This window comes from Conexibacter sp. S30A1 (assembly GCF_023330665.1).
In the GTDB taxonomy this organism is placed as follows: Bacteria; Actinomycetota; Thermoleophilia; order Solirubrobacterales; family Solirubrobacteraceae; genus Palsa-465.
Genome location: NZ_CP097127.1, coordinates 1,762,118 through 1,780,055, shown reverse-complemented (window position 1 = coordinate 1,780,055; position 17,938 = coordinate 1,762,118). Strand labels below are relative to the sequence as shown.

The 17,938-nt window shown below is 68.6% G+C and carries 22 protein-coding genes and 1 tRNA gene; 9 read left to right on the top strand and 14 right to left on the bottom strand.

Features of this window, described 5'->3' with window-relative positions; genetic code table 11:
- Positions 1 to 26: 26 nt before the first annotated feature.
- Both M3M54_RS08855 and chrA read right to left on the bottom strand, forming a co-directional pair.
- Positions 27 to 203: a hypothetical protein gene (locus tag M3M54_RS08855; RefSeq protein ID WP_249018677.1), complete on the bottom strand. Its 177-nt coding sequence runs from the start codon at positions 201 to 203 to the stop codon at positions 27 to 29.
- A gap of 347 nt (positions 204 to 550) precedes the next feature.
- Entirely contained in the window at positions 551 to 1,741 is a 1,191-nt protein-coding gene (chrA, locus tag M3M54_RS08850) for a chromate efflux transporter (protein ID WP_249018676.1), read from the bottom strand.
- 206 nt (positions 1,742 to 1,947) lie between these two features.
- On the opposite strand from chrA, the gene M3M54_RS08845 reads away from it, so the two are divergent.
- Complete coding sequence (locus M3M54_RS08845) at positions 1,948 to 2,592, top strand: pyridoxamine 5'-phosphate oxidase family protein (RefSeq protein WP_249018675.1); 645 nt, start codon at positions 1,948 to 1,950, stop codon at positions 2,590 to 2,592.
- Here the strand turns inward: M3M54_RS08845 and M3M54_RS16800 are convergent.
- The 3 genes from M3M54_RS16800 to M3M54_RS08825 are packed head-to-tail and all read right to left on the bottom strand — an operon-like array spanning position 2,561 to position 7,653.
- Positions 2,561 to 4,024, bottom strand: coding sequence for an HAD-IC family P-type ATPase (locus M3M54_RS16800; protein ID WP_305883072.1), 1,464 nt, complete (start codon positions 4,022 to 4,024; stop codon positions 2,561 to 2,563). The genes M3M54_RS08845 and M3M54_RS16800 overlap by 32 nt on opposite strands.
- Entirely contained in the window at positions 3,969 to 7,445 is a 3,477-nt protein-coding gene (locus M3M54_RS08830) for an HAD-IC family P-type ATPase (RefSeq protein ID WP_249018674.1), read from the bottom strand. Before M3M54_RS08830 ends, M3M54_RS16800 begins: the two co-directional genes overlap by 56 nt.
- Positions 7,446 to 7,458: 13 nt before the next feature.
- The gene (locus M3M54_RS08825) at positions 7,459 to 7,653 is read right to left on the bottom strand and encodes a hypothetical protein (RefSeq protein WP_249018673.1); all 195 of its coding nucleotides are present in this window, start codon (positions 7,651 to 7,653) and stop codon (positions 7,459 to 7,461) included.
- Between the two features lie 699 nt (positions 7,654 to 8,352).
- Here M3M54_RS08825 and M3M54_RS08820 point away from each other — a divergent pair.
- Positions 8,353 to 9,033: a PRC-barrel domain-containing protein gene (locus M3M54_RS08820; RefSeq protein ID WP_249018672.1), complete on the top strand. Its 681-nt coding sequence runs from the start codon at positions 8,353 to 8,355 to the stop codon at positions 9,031 to 9,033.
- Positions 9,034 to 9,081: 48 nt separating this feature from the next.
- Here M3M54_RS08820 and M3M54_RS16935 read toward each other — a convergent pair whose 3' ends face one another.
- Complete coding sequence (locus tag M3M54_RS16935) at positions 9,082 to 9,432, bottom strand: DUF6788 family protein (RefSeq protein WP_371878659.1); 351 nt, start codon at positions 9,430 to 9,432, stop codon at positions 9,082 to 9,084.
- Between the two features lie 116 nt (positions 9,433 to 9,548).
- On the opposite strand from M3M54_RS16935, the gene M3M54_RS08815 reads away from it, so the two are divergent.
- Both M3M54_RS08815 and M3M54_RS08810 read left to right on the top strand, forming a co-directional pair.
- Positions 9,549 to 9,857, top strand: coding sequence for a hypothetical protein (locus tag M3M54_RS08815; RefSeq protein ID WP_249018671.1), 309 nt, complete (start codon positions 9,549 to 9,551; stop codon positions 9,855 to 9,857).
- Positions 9,858 to 10,093: 236 nt separating this feature from the next.
- A tRNA-Thr gene (locus tag M3M54_RS08810) sits at positions 10,094 to 10,166 on the top strand.
- Between the two features lie 220 nt (positions 10,167 to 10,386).
- Here M3M54_RS08810 and M3M54_RS08805 read toward each other — a convergent pair.
- Positions 10,387 to 10,581, bottom strand: a complete 195-nt coding sequence (locus M3M54_RS08805; protein WP_249018670.1) for a hypothetical protein — start codon at positions 10,579 to 10,581, stop codon at positions 10,387 to 10,389.
- Between the two features lie 15 nt (positions 10,582 to 10,596).
- Positions 10,597 to 10,893, bottom strand: coding sequence for a GNAT family N-acetyltransferase (locus M3M54_RS08800; protein WP_249018669.1), 297 nt, complete (start codon positions 10,891 to 10,893; stop codon positions 10,597 to 10,599).
- A gap of 724 nt (positions 10,894 to 11,617) precedes the next feature.
- On the opposite strand from M3M54_RS08800, the gene M3M54_RS08795 reads away from it, so the two are divergent.
- Both M3M54_RS08795 and M3M54_RS08790 read left to right on the top strand, forming a co-directional pair.
- The gene (locus M3M54_RS08795) at positions 11,618 to 12,361 is read left to right on the top strand and encodes a type IV toxin-antitoxin system AbiEi family antitoxin (RefSeq protein ID WP_249018668.1); all 744 of its coding nucleotides are present in this window, start codon (positions 11,618 to 11,620) and stop codon (positions 12,359 to 12,361) included.
- Positions 12,313 to 13,230 (top strand): nucleotidyl transferase AbiEii/AbiGii toxin family protein, encoded by a 918-nt coding sequence (locus tag M3M54_RS08790; RefSeq protein ID WP_249018667.1) that lies wholly within the window; start codon positions 12,313 to 12,315, stop codon positions 13,228 to 13,230. Before M3M54_RS08795 ends, M3M54_RS08790 begins: the two co-directional genes overlap by 49 nt.
- Positions 13,231 to 13,369: 139 nt before the next feature.
- On the opposite strand, the gene M3M54_RS08785 is transcribed toward M3M54_RS08790, so the two are convergent.
- From M3M54_RS08785 to M3M54_RS08770, 4 genes are read right to left on the bottom strand one after another with little or no spacing between them, the layout of a single operon-like run.
- The gene (locus M3M54_RS08785) at positions 13,370 to 13,990 is read right to left on the bottom strand and encodes a DUF86 domain-containing protein (RefSeq protein ID WP_249018666.1); all 621 of its coding nucleotides are present in this window, start codon (positions 13,988 to 13,990) and stop codon (positions 13,370 to 13,372) included.
- Complete coding sequence (locus tag M3M54_RS08780; protein ID WP_249018665.1) at positions 13,987 to 14,283, bottom strand: nucleotidyltransferase family protein; 297 nt, start codon at positions 14,281 to 14,283, stop codon at positions 13,987 to 13,989. Before M3M54_RS08780 ends, M3M54_RS08785 begins: the two co-directional genes overlap by 4 nt.
- Positions 14,284 to 14,291: 8 nt before the next feature.
- The gene (locus tag M3M54_RS08775) at positions 14,292 to 14,780 is read right to left on the bottom strand and encodes a type II toxin-antitoxin system VapC family toxin (RefSeq protein ID WP_256465844.1); all 489 of its coding nucleotides are present in this window, start codon (positions 14,778 to 14,780) and stop codon (positions 14,292 to 14,294) included.
- Positions 14,781 to 14,788: 8 nt separating this feature from the next.
- Positions 14,789 to 15,022: a hypothetical protein gene (locus M3M54_RS08770; RefSeq protein ID WP_249018664.1), complete on the bottom strand. Its 234-nt coding sequence runs from the start codon at positions 15,020 to 15,022 to the stop codon at positions 14,789 to 14,791.
- Between the two features lie 213 nt (positions 15,023 to 15,235).
- Here M3M54_RS08770 and M3M54_RS08765 point away from each other — a divergent pair, with 213 nt between their 5' ends.
- The 3 genes from M3M54_RS08765 (at position 15,236) to M3M54_RS08755 (ending at position 16,949) form a co-directional block, all read left to right on the top strand.
- Entirely contained in the window at positions 15,236 to 15,472 is a 237-nt protein-coding gene (locus M3M54_RS08765; RefSeq protein ID WP_249018663.1) for a type II toxin-antitoxin system Phd/YefM family antitoxin, read from the top strand.
- The gene (locus tag M3M54_RS08760; RefSeq protein ID WP_249018662.1) at positions 15,469 to 15,843 is read left to right on the top strand and encodes a type II toxin-antitoxin system VapC family toxin; all 375 of its coding nucleotides are present in this window, start codon (positions 15,469 to 15,471) and stop codon (positions 15,841 to 15,843) included. Before M3M54_RS08765 ends, M3M54_RS08760 begins: the two co-directional genes overlap by 4 nt.
- Before the next feature lie 401 nt (positions 15,844 to 16,244).
- Entirely contained in the window at positions 16,245 to 16,949 is a 705-nt protein-coding gene (locus M3M54_RS08755) for an exonuclease domain-containing protein (protein WP_249018661.1), read from the top strand.
- A 238-nt stretch (positions 16,950 to 17,187) separates the two neighbouring features.
- Here the strand turns inward: M3M54_RS08755 and M3M54_RS08750 are convergent, their stop codons facing one another.
- Positions 17,188 to 17,601, bottom strand: coding sequence for a PIN domain-containing protein (locus tag M3M54_RS08750; RefSeq protein WP_249018660.1), 414 nt, complete (start codon positions 17,599 to 17,601; stop codon positions 17,188 to 17,190).
- Positions 17,591 to 17,833, bottom strand: a complete 243-nt coding sequence (locus M3M54_RS08745; RefSeq protein ID WP_249018659.1) for a type II toxin-antitoxin system Phd/YefM family antitoxin — start codon at positions 17,831 to 17,833, stop codon at positions 17,591 to 17,593. The genes M3M54_RS08750 and M3M54_RS08745 overlap by 11 nt, the downstream gene beginning before the upstream one ends.
- Positions 17,834 to 17,938: the final 105 nt, after the last annotated feature.

The following is a 17,938-nucleotide window of genomic DNA, read 5'->3' as shown; positions in this document are numbered from 1 at the left end:
CCTCTTCGGGCACGATCCGCGTCTCGTCAGATCACCTCGTAGACGTCGATAGTGACGGCGCTGGGGTCTCGCAGCGCCGTCACGATCGCGACCATGTGGTTCACCCGGGTTCCGAAGTTGGTGGGTATCCACGGTGGGTTTTTGGTGCGAATCGCTTGCAGACACTGGGATCGTGTTCTTGAGGGCTCGAAAAACGTGGGCACACGTTTGTTGTTACGGCTGATCCCAGCCAGCGGGCACGCCTCGGCGCTGTCGACACTCCGTGCAACCAGATGCTGATACCGCCGCTGCTTCTCAGCCTGGGCTGCTGCCCGCCTGCGTCTCTTGTCGCGCATTGCAACCTCCGAGCCCGGACGGTGTCGCAATGTCAGCTGGCTTGCGGCGATGTTGTGAGCACGCTCCCGGGCTCGCTGGTGGCGGCCATGTAAAGGTCAGGCCGGGACGATGGTCTGAGCTGCCCGCTCAGCACTCCGGCACGTTGACGTTGCATGCCATGTGGTCGGGTGTCTGCTCGGTCTTCGCTCGCCTCCGCCTCCAGGGGCGCCCGGTATCAGTGCGGCAGCGCGCCGCCGACGAGCGCGATCACCGCACCGATGGCCCCGGAGGCGAGCAGGACTTCGACGACACCTCGCCTGAGTAGCAGCAGCGCTACCGCGGCGGCCGCGAGGATCACGAACTGCCACGGCTCTTGCAGCGCCAGCGCGAGCTGGACTCCCGCGCCCAGGATCGCGCCGATTGCGGCCGGGCCGGCACCGTCGAGGAATGCGCGCGCGTTCCGGTTGCCGCGTAGCCGCTCGAACTGGGGGCCGCCGAGCAGAATGAACGCGAAGGAGGGTGCGAAGGCGACCGCGGCGGCCAGGATCCCGCCTGCGAGTCCATGAGCCGCGTAGCCGACGGCGGCGACTGTGGCGACAACTGGGCCCGGGGTGACCTGTCCGAGCGCCACGGCGTCGAGGAAGCGGCTGTTGCTCATCCAGTGGTAGGTGTGCACGGCGTCGCCGTGCATCAACGGGACGATCACGAACCCGCCGCCGAAGGAGAGCGCGCCGACCTTGAGTGCTGTCCAGGCGACGGCGCCGAAGCCGCCGACCGTCACTGCCGCGGGCAGTAGGAGCAACGCTCCGAGCGAGTTCAGCGAACCGCCTGCGGACGGGGATCGTTGGATCACGAGCTCGACGGCGCCGCAGGCGAGCAGCACGATCACCAGATACGCCCCGATCAGCGCCGCCGCTGCTACGCCGAGGATGACGTAGGCGATCCAGCGCAGCGTGCGGGCGCGGTTGCCATGGACGGCCGCGAGACTTGGCGGTATCAGCCCGCGGGCGGCGTGCGCGGCTACCGCGGCCACGGCTGCACCTGCCCCGGCACCGGCGCCCCTGACCAACAGCGGCGCGCTGTGGGAGAGGAACAGCAGCGATAGCACGAGCACGAGCACCACTGCTGGCACGATGAATCCGAGCCCGCCGACGATCGCGCCGGCAGGGCCAGCCACGCGATAGGCGGTGAAAATCGCCATTTGCGTTGATGCCGGCCCGGGCAGCAGCCCGCACGCGGCGTTGGCGTCCTGGAACTCACGCGCGTCCATCCACTCCTCTCGGTCGACGACCAGCTGACGCAGCAGGGCGATGTGGGCCGGTGGACCACCGAACCCGGTCAATCCGATCCTGGTCCACTCGCGGGCGACAACCGCCAACGAGACGCGCCTCCGCGGCGGCTGCTCGCCATCTGCGTTGCCGGTCATGCGGCCCCCGCCCGGTTGTGTGCGAGCCGGCCAGCGACGCTCGCCAGGAGATCTCGGATCCGCATCTCACCAACACTGTCGCAAAGCGTGATCACGTGGCGGGAGCGGGTTGCGGTCAACTCATCGAGCGGGTTCACGCAAGCACCGGCGATGGCGGTCCCGGGATCAGCCGGCGTGCGCATCGCCTGCCTGTACAAGGCCCTGGGGTGGCTGCCGATGCCACGGGGATCGCCGGCTGCGATCCGATATGCCCCGCCAACGCTTCGGCGATCTGCGACCGCGCACCTTTATCGGTGGGAAGGAACAAGGGAGAACGGCGGGGCCACTGCAAGCTGCCGCTCTCATCAATCGCGCGCCTCCTGTTCATGTGCGTGGCGACCGCTGCGCCCGGAGCCGGCATCAACGTCTCGCCGCGTGGAGGCCCGGCCGGCTTCTTGCGGGTGCTTGACGAGCAGACGCTGCTGATCCCCGACCGGCCCGCCAACCGGATCGCCGATGCGGTGCGCAACCTGCTGATGGATCCACGCGTCGCGCTGCTGTTCCTGATCCCCGGCGTCAGCGATACGTTCCGCGTGAACGGACGCGCGGTGATCACCGACGACGCCGCTCTGCTGGCGCCCAGCAGCGTGACGGGGCGCGCGCCGAGGCCCGGGCTCGTCGCCCTCATCACCGACTCGGAGCTGCGGACCGCCAGTCGGCACATCGAGCGGGGAGCGCTCCCCAGCTGCCGCGCTATCCTGCGTGCACTCACCGACCGGGGCTTCGACGCGGACGGCTATGACACCGTCCGAACGGTACGCTACGCCCGGGCGATGGCCTCTACTGACCCGGACGCGGAGCGCGGGCGGTGAGCGCGGACGCCGGGCCGCTGGCGGCGATGAGCGCGAGCGAGCCAGCATTCGGTGCGGGCAGCGCAAGGAAGCGGCGCAACGGTCCGAAGGTCAGGGCGCCAACAAGGACTCCCGTGGTCGCGCCGACGGCGCGCGTCACGGACGGGGCATAGCCGCGCTCGCGCGAGCCCAGCTGCAGCGTCTGGGCAAGCTGCGTGGTCACGATCGCGCCGAAGGCCACCACGGGCGCCTGCGCGGAGAGCAGCGGTGCCAGAAGCACCGCGCCAAGTGCCGGGACTGCAGTGGCGAGACCATGGCGGATGATGTCCCCGCGCAGTTCCGCGTCAAAGGAGCGGCCGTTCTGCAGCGCCAGCCCGCTCAGCTCCCGCTCGCGCGGGGCCTGGACGGCGACGGCCACAGCTGGGAGGACGTCTGTCACGAGGTTGATGGCCAGGATCTGGCGGGTCCCGAGCAGCGCTCCGCGTCCGAAGAGCGTCGCCCCGGCGATCATGCCGATCTCCCCGAGGTTGCCGCCGAGCAGCAGCCCCAGGGCGCGATGCAGGTTCTGCCACAGTGATCGTCCCTCGAGCAGCGCCTCGGTCAGCGTCTCGAAGCGATCGTCACCCAGGACCAGGTCAGCGGCCTGGCGGGCGACCTCGGTTCCGTCGGCACCCATCGCCACGCCCACGTCGGCCAGCCGCAGGGCCGGGGCGTCATTGACACCGTCGCCGGTCATCGCCACCGTGTGCCCGGCACCGCGTAGCGTCTCGACGATGCGCAGCTTGTCAATCGGGGTGATGCGCGCGACCACTGCGGTGTGGCGCAGCAGCTCGCCGAGCTCCTCGTCACCGGCGTGCTCGAGGCGCTCGCCGGTGAGCACGACGTTCTGCTCGCGGTCGTCGATCAGGTTGAGCTCCTGGGCGATGCGACGCGCGGTGGCCGGATGGTCTCCGGTCAGCATGATCACGCGGATGCCCGCCTCGCGACAGCGCGCCAATGCTTCAGCTACACCCGCACGCGGCGGGTCGCTGATGCCGATCAGGCCGCGCGCGGTGAGCCCGCGCGGGTCATCCACGGATGTCCCCGCGTCTCCCTCGGCCACGAAAAGGACGCGCAGACCCTGCGCCGCCATCTCCTCGGCTCGCTCCAGCAACCGCTCGCGCTCGCTCTGGTTCAGCGGATGAGACTGACCCTGGCCGGAGAGCAGACTCGTGCAGCGCGGCACGATGACCTCGGCGGCGCCCTTCACGCAGACCCGCTCGCCCACCGCGGTGGCGTGCAGGGCGCGCACCGGGTCAAATGGGGCCTCGGCCCGACGCTCGCCCGCCGGTTCGTCGTCCAAGCCGACCCCGCCCGCGGCGCGCAGCACCGCGCGGTCGGTGGCGTGGGCCAGCCGTTCAAGCTCCGCGAAGGGAGGGCTGGCCAGCGCAGCGCAGCACCTCGCGGGCGGCACCGGGCCGCGCCGCGTTCTCCACGGGATGGGTGCCCTGGAGATCATCGACCATGGTGACTTCGAGCTTCCCGCGGGTCAGCGTGCCCGTCTTGTCCACGCAGACGATGTCCACGCGCCCCAGGCTCTCCACGGATGCCAGCCTGCGCACGAACGCGTTGCGGGTGGCCAAACGACGGGCCACCGATGCCTCGGCCACCCCGGCCAGCAGCGGCAGCCCCTCGGGAACGGCGGCCACGGCCACGCTGGCGCCGACCGCCAGCTGGGTGAGCGGCGCTCCACCCCAGGCGATACCGGCGAGCGTCACGAGCAGGCCCCCGGCGGCGATCACAGGGATCCCCTGGCGGAAGAGCACCTCGAGCCTCTCTCCCAGCGGCGTGGCCCGCGTCTCCTGCACGCTCAGGGCCGCCGCGGTGGCTCCCAGCCGGGTCCGGTCCCCCACGGCAACCACGACGGCGGTGGCCGTTCCCACCGTCACATCTGAGCCCTCCAGCACGATGCGATCGGCTTCGCGTTCGGCGTCGGGCGCCTTGGACACCGGCAGCGACTCACCGGTCAGGGCCGACTCGTCGAGTTCGAGCGATTCGGCGCAGAGCAGGCGGGCGTCCGCGATCACCCGGTCGCCGCTGTGCAGCAGGAGCAGATCGCCGGGGACGACCTCCTCGGCAGCCACCTCGCGGGGCTCGCCGTCGCGCAGGACTCGCGCCGAACTCGCTCCGAAGCGCTCGAGCGCCTGCGCCGCCTGACCGGCCTGGCGCTCCTGCCAGGCGCCGACCGCGGCATTGACCACGATCACCGAGCCGATGATTACCACGTCAGCCAGCTCCCCGAGCACCAGCGAGAGCCCGGCTCCGGCGCCGAGCAACGCGACCAGCGGCGATTCCAGCTGCTCGCCCATCGCGGCCAGGAAGGCGTTGGGGCGCCGGCGGGCGGAGCGCCGCCGCTGGCGCGCCATGGCGCTCTCCTCGCTCAGGCCCTCCGGCCCGCTGTCCAGCGCAGCCAGCACCTCCTCAACCGAGCGCGCGCCCCAGCGTTCGGGCCTGGGGTCGGTGAGCCGGCTGATGACCGAGCGCGAGCGGTGGCCGCCACGCAGGCGCTGCCAACCCAGGCCCAGCGCCGCGAGGGCGCCGATGTAGGTGGCATGCGAGGCGCGCTGCACGCCCACCGGACCGCTCAGGCCCCAGGCGGCGCCGGCGACGTTGGTCAAGACCGAGCATCCGACGGCATTAGCCACGACGCGCTCACGGCGCGCGCCGGCCTCGATGATCGCGCCCACGGCCTGCAGACCGGGGGCCAGATAGTCGGCCCTGGCCTGGAAGTGCGAGCTGCGCCCGGAACTCAGAGCGATGGCCAGATCACACGCCTCAAAGGCCTCGGCCGCCCGGGCGCTGTCGGAGAGCACGGCGACGAGCGAACCGTGACGCTGGTGCTCGCGCACGAGCTCCACGAGGTCGGCCTCGATCGCGAGCTCGATGCCGCAGCGGCGACTGACCGCCCGCGAGGCACGACGGTCATCGCCCTCGAGCATGATCAGCCTGACACCGTGGCGGGAGGCGGAGCGCACGAGCACATCGACGCCGCTGGCCAGCCGTGGGCGCAGGCACAGGTGAGCGAGCGGGACTCCATCTTCATCGTTGAGCGCGAGCGCCTGCTCGCCGGCATCCACCGCGCGGCGCAGTTCCGGAGAGAGCTCGCCACCGCCGTCCACCGGCTCCAGGCGCAGGCGGCGACCGCCGACGACCGCGGTGATGGCCCTGCCGTCGAAGGAGGCACTATCGGCATGCTGGCTGCGCGCCGCGGGCAGGGTCGTTCCCCACGGCGAGCCGGCCGCGTTCATCATCGCGGCGGTCAGCTCGCTCAGCTCCGCGCGGTCCTGGCCTGCGCGGGGCAGGATCCGGACCTGTTCGAGTCCGTCGGTCAACGCCCGTGGGCGAGCGATCAGCAGCACGTCGGGGCGCCGCAGCGTCCGCTCCGGGCGCGAGCCGACGACCGTCACGCCCGCCCTCAGCACGCGTGCGCTGGCGCCCATGTCGGCCGCATCCGAGCCGATCACGGCGGCGCGCGGGTTGACCAGCAGCAGACCGGTGAATGCGGCGGCGAGCGAACGCCAGCGTCCGGCGTAGAGGACGGCGTAGGCCAGCGAGACCGGGCCGAGCAGCGCCGCGTAGCGTTGCGCGGCGTCGCGCGGCGTCGGCACCGGGCGCGGGTGGCCCTCGAAGCCGTCGGTGACCTGCAGCTCCACGACCAGGGGTCCGTGCAGGACGGTGGCGCCAGCTGACAGGCGGGCGCCGGGGGCGGCGCAGTCCGCCAGGCCATCGTTGCCGATGACCACGCCGCTTCCCTCGATCACGCGCGCTGGCAGGGGAATGCGAGTTCCGGCCTCCAGCCGCACGACGGCCCCTGGCTGTGCCGAGGGAACACTTTCCAGGCGACCCTCGTACTGCCGCCAGGCATCGCGTCGCTGACGGGTTTCGGTGAACAACCGCAGCGCGCCGGCGCCGGCCACCAACAGACCCAGTGGCGATCCGGAGACCGTGAGCGACAGCACCGCCCCGCCGCCCAACAGCAGCTGGCTGCGCTCGCGACCAAGGCCGTGGCGGAGGCGATCACGAACCGCGGGGATCCCGTCCACCAGACCGATCGCACCGGCGACCGTGGCCGGCGCGGCCGCGCCGGCCGACGACGGTGACGCGCCCAATGCTCGCGTGGCGGCCAGGAAAGCCAGTCCCGCGGAGGCTCCGAGCAGACGGGCCCCGCTCTGGATCAATGGAGCGGGATCCAGCGGATGGCTCGGAACGTCCTGGCCGGGTGAGTCGGGAAGCTCGACGCTGCTGGACAGGTCGGCCAGCAGGCTCTGCAGCGACGTGACCCGCTGAGAGAACTCCACGAGCACTCTGCCCGTGGTGGCGCTCGCCGTGGCCCGCGCCACCTCCGGCCTGGCCTCCAGCAGTGCGACCACCCGCCGAGCGAGGCGGGGATCTCGATCAATGCCCGGCACGGCGATCCGAGCCCGGCCAGAGCTGCCCGCCCGCTCGAGCATCACCCCAGCCGCAGATATGCCCACACCGGCCGGACGCAGAATGCCAGGCTCAGCCGTGCGAGTGGGCCGGGACGCGCGCACCAGCCCATCGCCGCGCCCAGCCCGTCCGGACCCTGTGGACGCATCCCTCGCCGCAGCGACCGACTCGGCCAGGCACCCGAGCAGGCGCGTCGTGCTCGTCCGCTGCTCGTCGTACTCGATCAGGACGTTGGCGGTGCTGGCGCGGACGCTGACCGCCGAAACTCCCACGACGTTCCTCAGACGGTGCTCCAGCTCCGTGCCATCGACGCCACCGAGGGCTGGGAGATGCACGCGGAGGCGCCCGGTGCTCGAGCGCACGACCCGCGGCCGGGCCGCGTCAGAGACGGTGGCCGCGCTGGACACGTCGTCGCCAGGTCTAGCGCTCGGGCGAGCTCGGACGCGAGCGGTCGTGTATCTCGCGCGCCTCGGCGAGTATGTCCTCGGCCTCCTCGCGCGCACGCCAGAACAACCGCTGGGCGACGCGCGTCACATCCTCGGCTAGGCGTCCGACGAGTTCCTCTGCGCGCTCCTCAGCACTGCGCTGCGCTGCGCGGTCCGTGGCCGAGGTCACGATTCACTCGCGGCGGTGGACTCGCTGCGGCCAGCAGGCGCCGTTGTGCGACTGGCGGTGGTCGCGGCGCGCCGCGGACGCGGGGTGGTCGCGCCCGTCGCCTTCGTGTGCCGGGCGGGCGTACGGGCACGGGCGCCTTCTCCGGTGGTGGCGCCATCCGTGGTGGCGCCATCCGTCGCAGCCGCCTGCGAACGAGCACTCCCTGAACTCGACGACCCGGAGCGGGTCGCTCCGGAACTCTCCTGGCCGCGGACTCCACGGGATAGGCCGCGCGCCGCTCCGGTGGCAACGTCTCCCGCCTTCATCGCTCCGGCAACCCCGAGCACCATCCCGCGGCGCATGGTTTCACGAGTGCGCGGCGAGAACACGGCCGCCGTCGCCGCGGCCACCACCGCCGACTCGGTACTGAACAGGTCATCGACACCCATGTGTCCTCCGATTTGGTATTGACGCTAGCGTTATCCGGGTAGGGGACATACCCAGGTGACAAGGTGGCGAATCATCCACCGGGTGATAACCCGCCATCTCTGCCTCTGAGCGATGCGCGACCGCTCAAGCCCGCTTCGACCTCGTCGCGGACGGTGGCGCACGACAGGTTTGGCGGCCCGCTCTCGGCAGGCGGTCACGTACGGCAACCCATCATCAACCACGGGAGACCCAGATGAGACGCAGGATGACGGCATCAGGGAGCCGGGCCTCATGAGCGCCGGGCCGGAGTTCATCATCGGCAGCGATGTGACCTGCCGAGACGGCGAGTGCGGCGCGCTCAGGCGAGTGGTCGTTGATCCGGTCGCCCGCGCGCTCACGCACATCGTCGTCGAGCCACGACACCACCAGAGCGCGGGGCATCTGGTCCCGATCGAGCTCGTCGAATCAGCGGCCAACGAGATCCGGCTGAGCTGCACGGTGTCGGAGTTCGACGCGCTGGAGAGCGCAGAGGAGACCCACTTCCTGCCGGGCGCCAGCGGCGAGTGGGGCTATGAGCAGCACCAGATGCTCTCCTGGCCGTACTACGGCCTGGGCGGAGGCATGGGCATGGGCATGGGCGGCATGGGCATGGGCATGGGCGGCATGGGAATGGGCGGCATGGGCCCCCACACCGTCACCGATGACCGTGTCCCGGCCGGCGAGGTGGAGGTGCGCCGTGGCGAGCACGTGCATGCGAAGGATGGAGAGATCGGGCGAGTGCAGGGGCTGGTGGTGGATCCCCGCGATCACCACGTGACGCACTTCCTGCTCGACGAGGGCCATCTGTGGGGCAAGAAGCGCGTCGTGATTCCGATCGGCACGGTGACCAGCGTGAAGGCGGGCGTCCAGCTCAGCCTCAGCAAGGACGAGGTGCGCGACCTGCCTGCGGTCGAGTTGGATCACCAGGTGTAACTGTGCCCCGCAAGAGCGGAATGCCGCTCTTTCAGCAGGTCCGGTCTCCTATTTCTCCCCCCATCCGTTGGCTTCGGCGGCGGCTTGGAGGGACCGGCGCTGGAACTCTGTGCTGAGCTCGTGCAGGCGGTGGTTGTGCTCGAGCCAGGATCGGTAGCGGCCGGCTCGCTTGGGGGTGAGATTGCGGGCGAGGGTCTTCTGGTTGCTCCGTTGCGTCCAGGCGATGTAGGGGCTGTGCAGTTGGGTAGGTCCGGCGTGGCAGTGGCAGCCGGCGTTGGGGCAGCGGATGTGGGGCTCGGCGGCCGAGCCGGGTAGGCAGAAGCCGAGCGTCGCGACTTGGGCGACGATTTGCTCGAGGGGCTGCTGGTGCTCGTCGGAGTGGTGGCTGCTCGCTGTGATCGTCGTGTTGGGGGTCTCGCGTGGGCATGGTGGTCGTCTGCCAGGGAGCTACGGTTCGAACTTGAAACCCAAGCGCTGCGCGCGCTGATGCCGGCCACGATCCGGCCGCGCTTGGCTTGGACGCTGAGGAGTTCGTGCTGCTCTCAGATGATCGTGTCGGCCGGGCTCTGGATCAGCTGTTTGACTGCGATCGCGTGTCGCTTTTGGCGGAGCTGGTGCTGGTCGCGATCGGCGAGTTTCAGATTGACTGCTCGCAGCTGCACAACGACTCGACCTTGATCACGCGGTATGGCGAGTACGCGCAGGCTGACGGCCGTGAGGGTGGCGGGCGTAGCACGGTCGCCGCCGCGAGGGGCCATGCGCAAGATCATCGTGAGCTGCTCTCAAACATCATGAGTGTGGATGCCAGGCCTGTCATCCCCTGATCCCCATCAATCAGCGAGGAGCCTCGCCCGACCGCGAGCCGACGGTGGTCAAGTCGGCGATTGTGGCCGGCATCGCTGCCGTAGTCGCAGGTCTTATCCTCGAACTAGTTGCCCGGGTCGCCTGAGTCCCGGACCGGATATCCTGCTGCACGGGCAGCGAGTGACTTGGACTTAGCTGCACCCCCGCTGCACCAAATCCAGCTCAGGGTCAGCAAAACGCCAACATCCCTGCAAACGCCGACGTAGCTCAGCTGGTAGAGCACTTCACTCGTAATGAAGGGGTCCGGGGTTCGAATCCCCGCGTCGGCTCTCAAAAGCCCAGCAAATGACGCTCGACTAGGTTTTTGGTTATCGCGGCGAGAGGCAAAAGGTCCCGAAAGGATCCCGGCTTGGCGTGAGACGTGCGCATGTGCTCGACCGCTGTGCAAGCTCGATCCGGGCACGTGTAGCGGGTTGACGGCGCGCGTCGAGCGGTCTGGTATGCGAAGTACCGGCTGCCCCACGGTAGCCCACAACTGAATCGTCCTGGCTATGACGGATGCTCTGATGTTTTGATTGAGGGCGTCAGGTAGGTGACCAGCTGGACTGCGGGGGATCGCGGCCCCCGGAGGTCAGGGAACTCCTCCATGACGACAAAGCCCATCGCCTGGTAGGAGGCTCGCGTTGCGGCGTGGTTGGCGTCCGGATGACGGGCGCCGGGGGTCTTGACCTGCAGGAAGCGCACCGATCCGCACTCAAGTCACCTGCGCGCCTTGCCCAGCAGGCGCCGGCCGATGCCGGCTCGGTGCAACGGGCGGATCACGGCCATGAGGTGGACCTCGGCGGCGTCGGGGCTATGGCGGACAAGCGTAAGCGCTCCAACCGGGCGAGTGTGGATCGACGCGACCAAGGTGGGAGATCGCTCGGCTTCAGCGACGTACCCGTCTACCGCCTCAGCTATCCCGAACCAGTCCGGGAGCGTTTCGAGAATTTCACGGACCACGCTTCCCGACGCGCCTGTGCTCCAGTGGCATTCGCAGTCCATTGGGCTGGCCATGGCCTGATCGTAGTCAGCCGCGTCGGCGACCAGACCACAGGGCGGTAGCGTCCAGTCCGTCGGCTCGGCGCGTCGAGTTGCGGCTGGATGATTGTCCGGGCTCGACACGGTGACGCCTGGAAGCTCTACGACGGGGTTGGCTGCCGAACGGGCGCATCGAGCCGCCGCTGAACCTCGAACCGACGTGCGTGCTCGATCACGGTGGCGTTCGCGTTCTGTGGGGTTTTGGACCCCACAGCAGCGTACCCGGCTGTCGTAGTTTTGCGCTTGTCGCGGCGTGGACGCCGTCCGGGGTAGTGGCGGCCGGGGCGCGTTGGTGGTGATCGCCGGGGTGGTGTTTTGAGTCGTGTTGCACCCAGCCGACGTTCAACACGTTTCGTGTGCTGGTGGACGCTCAGGCCTCACAGACCCGGGTGCGGTGGGAGACCGGGATGCTGACAGGCGCGCGCGTCTGTCGGGGGTTTGGCATCACGCTCGCGCCCACCGGTTCTTCTCGAACGCTCGCTGGTCTGTGGACGAGCTGGGGCTCGCGCTCGCGCTTGCGTGCTTGATCGTTGAGCGCTTCACGACCCCTGACGTGAGTGTGCTGGTCGCGGTCGATGCCGGTACGTGACATCATTCTGGCTCCTGCGACGTAGTTTGCATTTACACGCTTATTGCGTAACATGTGGGCGTATTGCGTGCTCATATGCAAACTAGATCGGTCTCTTCCAGGCTGGCTCCGGTGCTCGAGGAACTCGAGCTCCGGCAGCCGTCGGTGGTCACGCGCGCGCTGTTGCGTGACATTGCTGAACAAGTCGGCGTCACTCTGGGTCCGAGCCAACTGGCCGCCCGGCTTGTCCGTCTTGGGTGGCTGCTTCCGCTTCGCAAGCGTGACGCATGGGAGTTCGCTCCGGCGGCTCGGGCCGGTCGCTACCGGTCCGGCGATCCCTGGATCGAGCTGAGGGCGCTGTTGGCGCACGACCCCGACGCTCCGGTTGCGGTTGCCTTCGAGTCGGCCGTCTGGGATTTGGGGCGTGCGTCCCACCAGCCCACCGTGCCCGTGCTCGCGCATCGACCTGGATGGCGCGTGCCGCGTGTGTTGGGAGTGCGGTCGGTCACCTTCGACTGGCACGTCGCCAGCCGGCCGATCCGCGGTCTCCCCGTCTGGACCGAGGCCACGGTGCTGGTGGCAGCGGCGGATCGCCCGTCGGCCCAGGGCAACTGGGGTAACGCAGACGACTGGCTTCCGAGCACGTTTCGCGCCGCGGTCGCCGACGATGTCCTTGCCGAGGCCGGTGGCCGGACCGTCTCCACGCTCGCGCGGCTCGGGTATCTCGCGGAGTGGGCTGGGCAGGAGGAGACGGCCGACCGTATTGAGGAGCAGCTGCCCGCGCGGCTCCCGGTGACGTTTCTGGGGCCGCGCGATCGGCGGGTGCGATGGAGCAGGCGCTGGCACGTGTACGACGGGCTCCTGCCGAATCGATGATCACGCAGGGATACCTCGCGCGCCACTTCCTGGGCAGGAGCGGAATGTCCGATTCGGCGCTGCTGGATGTCGCGCAGGACTACGCGCTGAAGCTGCTTCACGACGACGGCATCTTCGAACTCGGGGTCGTGCTGAAGGGCGGCACGTCCTTGCGCAAGCTGCGCACTGGCAACGCCGGACGGTTTTCCACCGATCTCGACTTCGCCGCACCCGACGCCGACACCGCCGAGTTCCTCCTCGACACCATCGATGGTGCGGAGCTGTTTGACGCGCGGTTTACCCTGACCGACCGCGAGACGCTGCGCGCGAAGCTCGTGGTCGAAACCCCGCTCGGACGGCCTCGGATCCCTGCGCGCATTGAGATCTCACCGCGCGGTCTGTGGCTGCCGACCGAGCTCACCACGCCCGTGGTGCTGCCCGTGCACGCCGGGTACGAGTTCACGCTGCCCGCTATCCCTGCGCCGGCGCTCGAGGAATCCCTCGCGGAGAAGCTGGCCGCGTGGCGCCGGCGCCGAAAGATCCGCGACCTGTACGACCTCGATCTCTTCGGCCGCGGAGCGTTGAACGAGCCGCTGATCCGGCGGCTGCTCGTGCTGAAGATCTGGCACGACGTCGTCGACGACGGGCTGGGCACCAAACCGTTCGATCCCGCGGTGATCGTGGAGGACTTCGATCCTCGCCGGCTCCCTCCAGAGGACATCGGCCTGCTTGCCCAGCCCGTCGAACCGGTGAAGTGGCTCGCGAGCGTGCGAGCACGCTACGCGTTCCTCACGTTGCTCGACGAGGTCGAGCAACGGATCGCCCGGTGCAATCCCGACGACCGGTATGACGTCACGCGACTTGTCGGCGCGCTGGCGCCCGAGCATTAGCGGCCAAGTAAGGAAGAGGTGCCTGCCAATCAACGTCGCAACGGTTGACAAGTCAACCCTACCGGTTGGGATGGCGGAGCGGCACAGACCGCGGCAGCGCAGCGGGGTAGGAGCAGGAGCCTGCTAGTCGCGAGGTCGCTCAGCCCTCAACCAACGACGCTTTCCCTTGGCTCCAACATCCCGGCGGTCCCGACCGCATCGGGGAGAACCAAATAGGTCCCGCAAGGCTCCCGGCTTGGCGTGAGATGTGCGCGGCGGTCTGGTCATCGTGAAGCTTGATCCGGCACGCCCTCAAGGTTGCAGGCGCGCCTCGAGCGGGCTGGTAGGCGCATTGCTCGCCGCTGGCCGGCAGCGAGGACACAACGCCCTGCCAACCGATGATCGCAGTGGCAATCTGACGGGGAGTTCGGATCAGTTCAACCTGGTCGGTGAGGTGTTCCTGCAGCGCGGCGAGCTTGAGGCGCAGTGCGGGAAGGTCGCGTTCGACGACGCCCGAGATCACGGCGAGGTCAGCGCCGAGGTATTCGTGGATCAGCTTGTCGCGCATCCCCGCGATCTGCCGCCAGGGGATGGAATCATCGTGTGCTCGGGTTTCTGTTGACAGGCCCTTGACGGCCTGGCCGAGGATCTCGATGTTGCGGATGACCGCGTCCTGGGTCATCCGATCGGCAAAGAACGCGTCGCGGCCATCCTGGGTGTATTCGATCACCGCGTCGATCGCGTCGAGGGTGCGCAGGAGGTAGCTGCGCTGGCTGTTCACAGCGCGACGGCTTCAGACAGGATCTGCTCACGTAGGTGGGGGCTGATCCGGCCTTCACTGACGAGATCGACGTTGAAGCCGAGCAGGTCCTCCAGTTGCTGCCACAGTCCGACAAAATCCAGCATGCTTCGGCCGGGCTCCATCTCGACAAGCAGATCAACGTCGCTTTTCGGCCCAGTGGTACCGCGTGCGGCGGAACCGAACACGCGAACGTTCCGGGCGCCATGCTTTGAGGCATGGTCCAGGATCTCGCTCCGACGCTGGCGGATTGCATCAAGGTCTGCGACGACCATCGTGCTGTTTACGTTAGTGGCAGACGTGGCACAGGCGAGATGTCGATCCCGGGCGCCACGCAGTCGTCGCACGCGCGGCCGACGAACAGCACCAGCCACGGCACGATCTTGAACGCTTTGACGTGTCTCGGCCTGACAGCCCGGAGGTGATTGTGATCGAGCGTCGCGATTGTGTTCAGTCGAAGTCTTTCGGTGACCGCCACCAGGCTCGGGTCCACTCCACCGAGGTCGTTGCCGGCGTACTTTCCGGTCAGCCTGCTGACGCGCACCCAAGCCTCGCGGCCGAGCGCTCGAACCTCAAGCTCGCCGTCGACGACAGACCGATAGAACCCGGCTTCGGCAAGCGCACCCAGCTGGCGGGAGATCAGCCAACCAGTCACGGTGAGAACCAGCGCGGTGCTCACCAGAACAGTGGGCTCCTGGTCGAGCAGCGCAAGACAGCGCGCGTGCTCTGGCTCACCGCTATCCGCGTAGGCGACCAGAACGCTGGTGTCGATCAGCAGGCTCAGCGACCGAACGCTTCGGCGAGCATCTGCTCATCCTGTGCGGCCGCTCGCCCGGAGGTGGAGGCGCCGATCGCCGCAAAGCGCAGCCGCTGCCCAGCATTCGTGTCTTGGCTGCCCGGTAGGCATGCGGTGATTAGCTCGGTGGCCAACTGGTCGGGAGTGATGTCCCGTTTTGCGGCCTCAGCCACAAGGCGTGCTGCGACCTCGTCTGACAGGGTGACGGAGAGGCCCATGTGAAGCAGTCTATGACTGCTTTTGGTGTCAGCTTGCAAGGCTTGGGCCTGTTGCTGGACAATCAGGGAGGGACCGCGTTTAGGGGGGTTCGGCCCGGCCGTGACGCCCGCTTGATCGTCGTGATCGACTGCGAGTATGAAGGCTGCACTTGCGTGCGATAACGAGGATCAATTTGTCTAGCTAACCTAGCTAGGTCTTGTTATTGTCTGCGCATGACCGAAGTTGGCATGCACGAGGCCAAGACAAAGCTCTCCCAGCTGGTTGAGCGCGCTGAACGTGGTGAGGAGATCGTCATTACGCGCAACGGGAAGCCTGCGGTCAAGCTCGCACCAATCCCATCGGTCACAGCGCTCGCGTCAGTGCGTGGTGCCTGGCGCGGGCAGGTCCTTATCGCCGATGACTTTGACGAATTGCCGGACGACATTGCCGAGGCGTTCGGGGCGAGTTGAAGCTGCTGCTTGATACGCACGTGGCGCTCTGGTGGCTGGCTGACGACGATCGGGTCGGCGGCGATGCAGCCCGCCAACTTGACGATGCCTCTAACCGTGTGCTGCTGAGTGCGGCGGTCGCGTGGGAGGTGGCGATCAAACGTTCTCTCGGGAAGCTGCGGGCACCGGCAGAGTTGACGGCGACGCTGCTTGGAGCCGGAGTGCAACCACTGCCGATCACGCTCGAGCACGCGAGCGCCGTGGAGGCGCTGCCATGGCATCACCGTGACCCGTTCGACCGCCTGCTCGTCGCCCAGGCGATCGTCGAGCGCGCGACGATCATCTCCCATGACGACCGCCTCCGGAGCTACGACGTACCAATCATCTGGTGACAAAGAAGGGCATTGCACCGGACAGAAAGCGGAATGACGCGCGTTGCCGAGGGGCCGCTCATCGCCGACGCGCAAGCTGGCGTGCATCCTCGTCGGGGATGAAGACGCTCGTGCAGAGCTGCTGAAAGGATGGGCGGAACTCCTCGGCTCACCAGACCGCATGGGGTCGGTCACTATGACTGGAGCCACGATCGCACCACGGCCGAACAAGCCGTGTGCGCGAGAACCGCACGCACCGATTGAGGTGGCGGCGGGAGTGTGGTTCACCCCGGATCGTGGAGGGTTGATCCGTGCGGCCAGCGTCTCGAGGTTGACGGGGCTTGAGGCGGCGGTTGTGGCTGTCCTGGCTACGCGGACGCTATGAGGCCGGTCTCGTCGGGGCCGTCGCCTACTGTTGGCGCATGAGCTGGGTCACGGGACGGCTTGTCGCCTTTGATGTGGAGACGACCGGGGTTGATGTCGAGAGTGCGCGGATCGTCACCGCGGCGGTGCTCATGCTCGACGCTGGCAAGCTGGTCGAAGAGCGCTTCTGGTTACTTGACCCGGGTATCGCGATTCCTGAGCAGGCAAGCCGGGTGCACGGCATCAGCACCGAGCGTGCCCGGGCGGAGGGCCAAAGCCCGGTTTTGGCGGTCGAGGCGATCACCGGCCTGCTCGCCGAGCAACTGCGTCAGGAGGTCGGGCTCGTCGCTTTCAACGCACGGTTTGACCTGACCGTGCTTGACCGTGAGGCGCGGCGTCATGGGGTGCGGCCGCTCGTTGACCGCGTCGGCGGGACTGATGGGATGCTGGTTGTGGACCCCTTGATTCTCGACAAGCATGCTGACCGTTTCAGGCACGGTAAGCGCACGCTTGGGCTCGTGTGCGCGCATTACGGTGTGGCGCTTGAGGACGCGCACGCGGCGGGCGGGGATGCGTTGGCCGCCGCGCTGCTTGCCTTGAAGCTTGGCGCAACGTTTCCGGAGCTGGGCGGCAGCGACCTTCGTGCCTTGCACCGCCGGCAGATTGGCTGGGCTGCGGAGCAGGCCGCGTCGCTTGAGCGGTATTTCCAGGAGCGGGGGCGTCCTGAGCATGTCGAGGGGGCGTGGCCGATCGTTCCCGGCTGAGTCGCGAGACGGGGCCAGCTCAAGCTGCACCGCGGAGGCGGCCCCAAGCGCACGAGCGGCGCCCGTGGGCCGCTGGCGTTTTGATAGGAGGTGTCGCATCGCTGCTTGCCAGCGCCGCTCGGGGCGCGGCGTGACCATCGCGCTGTCTCGCCCGCCGCGTGGACCCTTGCCACGCGCCCGCAGGCAGCATGCGCTGCGGGACCGCGCACCCAGCCCGCAGCGGAGCCTGCGGGAGTGCTCACACCTTGACCACGCTCAGGGCCGCGTGTGCCTGTGCGATGGCGTCGTAATCGTCGTCTTGCGTGACGACGGGGAGGCCGTGCTCGATCGCGGTCGCGGCGATCAGCGCGTCGGTGAGCTTGACCATGCGCTGGATTCCGGCGGCGCGGCAATCGGCGACAAGCCGCGCCCACGCGACCATGATCGCCTCGCCGATTGGGATCGGGTCGGCGGTTCGGGCCAGTGCCAGGGTGTCCGCCCGACGGGCGCGAGTTCGGGCGTCGCTGGCGTGGAGGACGCCGAGTTGCAACTCACCGATCGTCACAACGGACACGGCTGCCCGATCGGGCAGCTCTCCCAGCGGCCGGTCTGCTTCGCGCGCTATGAAGACGGAGGTATCAAGCAGCCCGCGGCTGGGTCGGTCATAGCTCATCGATCGTCTGGCCGGCGAGCTCGTTGAGGTCTCTGGCCAGTCCCGGGTCGGCGGCACGATCACGCAGCTGGTCGCGAAGGTTGCCGCCCACGAGCCAACGAGCGCGACGGCCGTGGGGCACGATGTCGGCGACGGGCTCGCCGTGGACGGTCAGCGTAACCCGCTCGCCCGACTGAACGGCGTCGATCACCTGGGCGGTCCGGTTGCGCAGATCACGCACGCCGATCTCCATGTGCGACAACGTAGCATAGTGCCAACGCCTGTCACCGGACGGGCTGCTCTGGCCGAGCGCGCCAAGCGTTGCCGTCCATCGGGTGCTGCTGACGGCTTGCTGGCG

Excerpts from the sequence above, each read along its gene's own strand:
- M3M54_RS08755 (WP_249018661.1), top strand. The coding sequence starts at position 16,245 with ATGAGCTGGGTCACGGGACGGCTTGTCGCCTTTGATGTGGAGACGACC.
- M3M54_RS08800 (WP_249018669.1), bottom strand. The coding sequence starts at position 10,893 with ATGGCCAGCCCAATGGACTGCGAATGCCACTGGAGCACAGGCGCGTCG.
- chrA (WP_249018676.1), bottom strand. The coding sequence starts at position 1,741 with ATGACCGGCAACGCAGATGGCGAGCAGCCGCCGCGGAGGCGCGTCTCG.
- M3M54_RS08790 (WP_249018667.1), top strand. The coding sequence starts at position 12,313 with ATGGAGCAGGCGCTGGCACGTGTACGACGGGCTCCTGCCGAATCGATG.
- M3M54_RS08750 (WP_249018660.1), bottom strand. The coding sequence starts at position 17,601 with ATGAGCTATGACCGACCCAGCCGCGGGCTGCTTGATACCTCCGTCTTC.
- M3M54_RS08745 (WP_249018659.1), bottom strand. The coding sequence starts at position 17,833 with ATGGAGATCGGCGTGCGTGATCTGCGCAACCGGACCGCCCAGGTGATC.
- M3M54_RS08770 (WP_249018664.1), bottom strand. The coding sequence starts at position 15,022 with ATGGGCCTCTCCGTCACCCTGTCAGACGAGGTCGCAGCACGCCTTGTG.
- M3M54_RS08780 (WP_249018665.1), bottom strand. The coding sequence starts at position 14,283 with ATGGTCGTCGCAGACCTTGATGCAATCCGCCAGCGTCGGAGCGAGATC.
- M3M54_RS08820 (WP_249018672.1), top strand. The coding sequence starts at position 8,353 with ATGAGCGCCGGGCCGGAGTTCATCATCGGCAGCGATGTGACCTGCCGA.
- M3M54_RS08765 (WP_249018663.1), top strand. The coding sequence starts at position 15,236 with ATGACCGAAGTTGGCATGCACGAGGCCAAGACAAAGCTCTCCCAGCTG.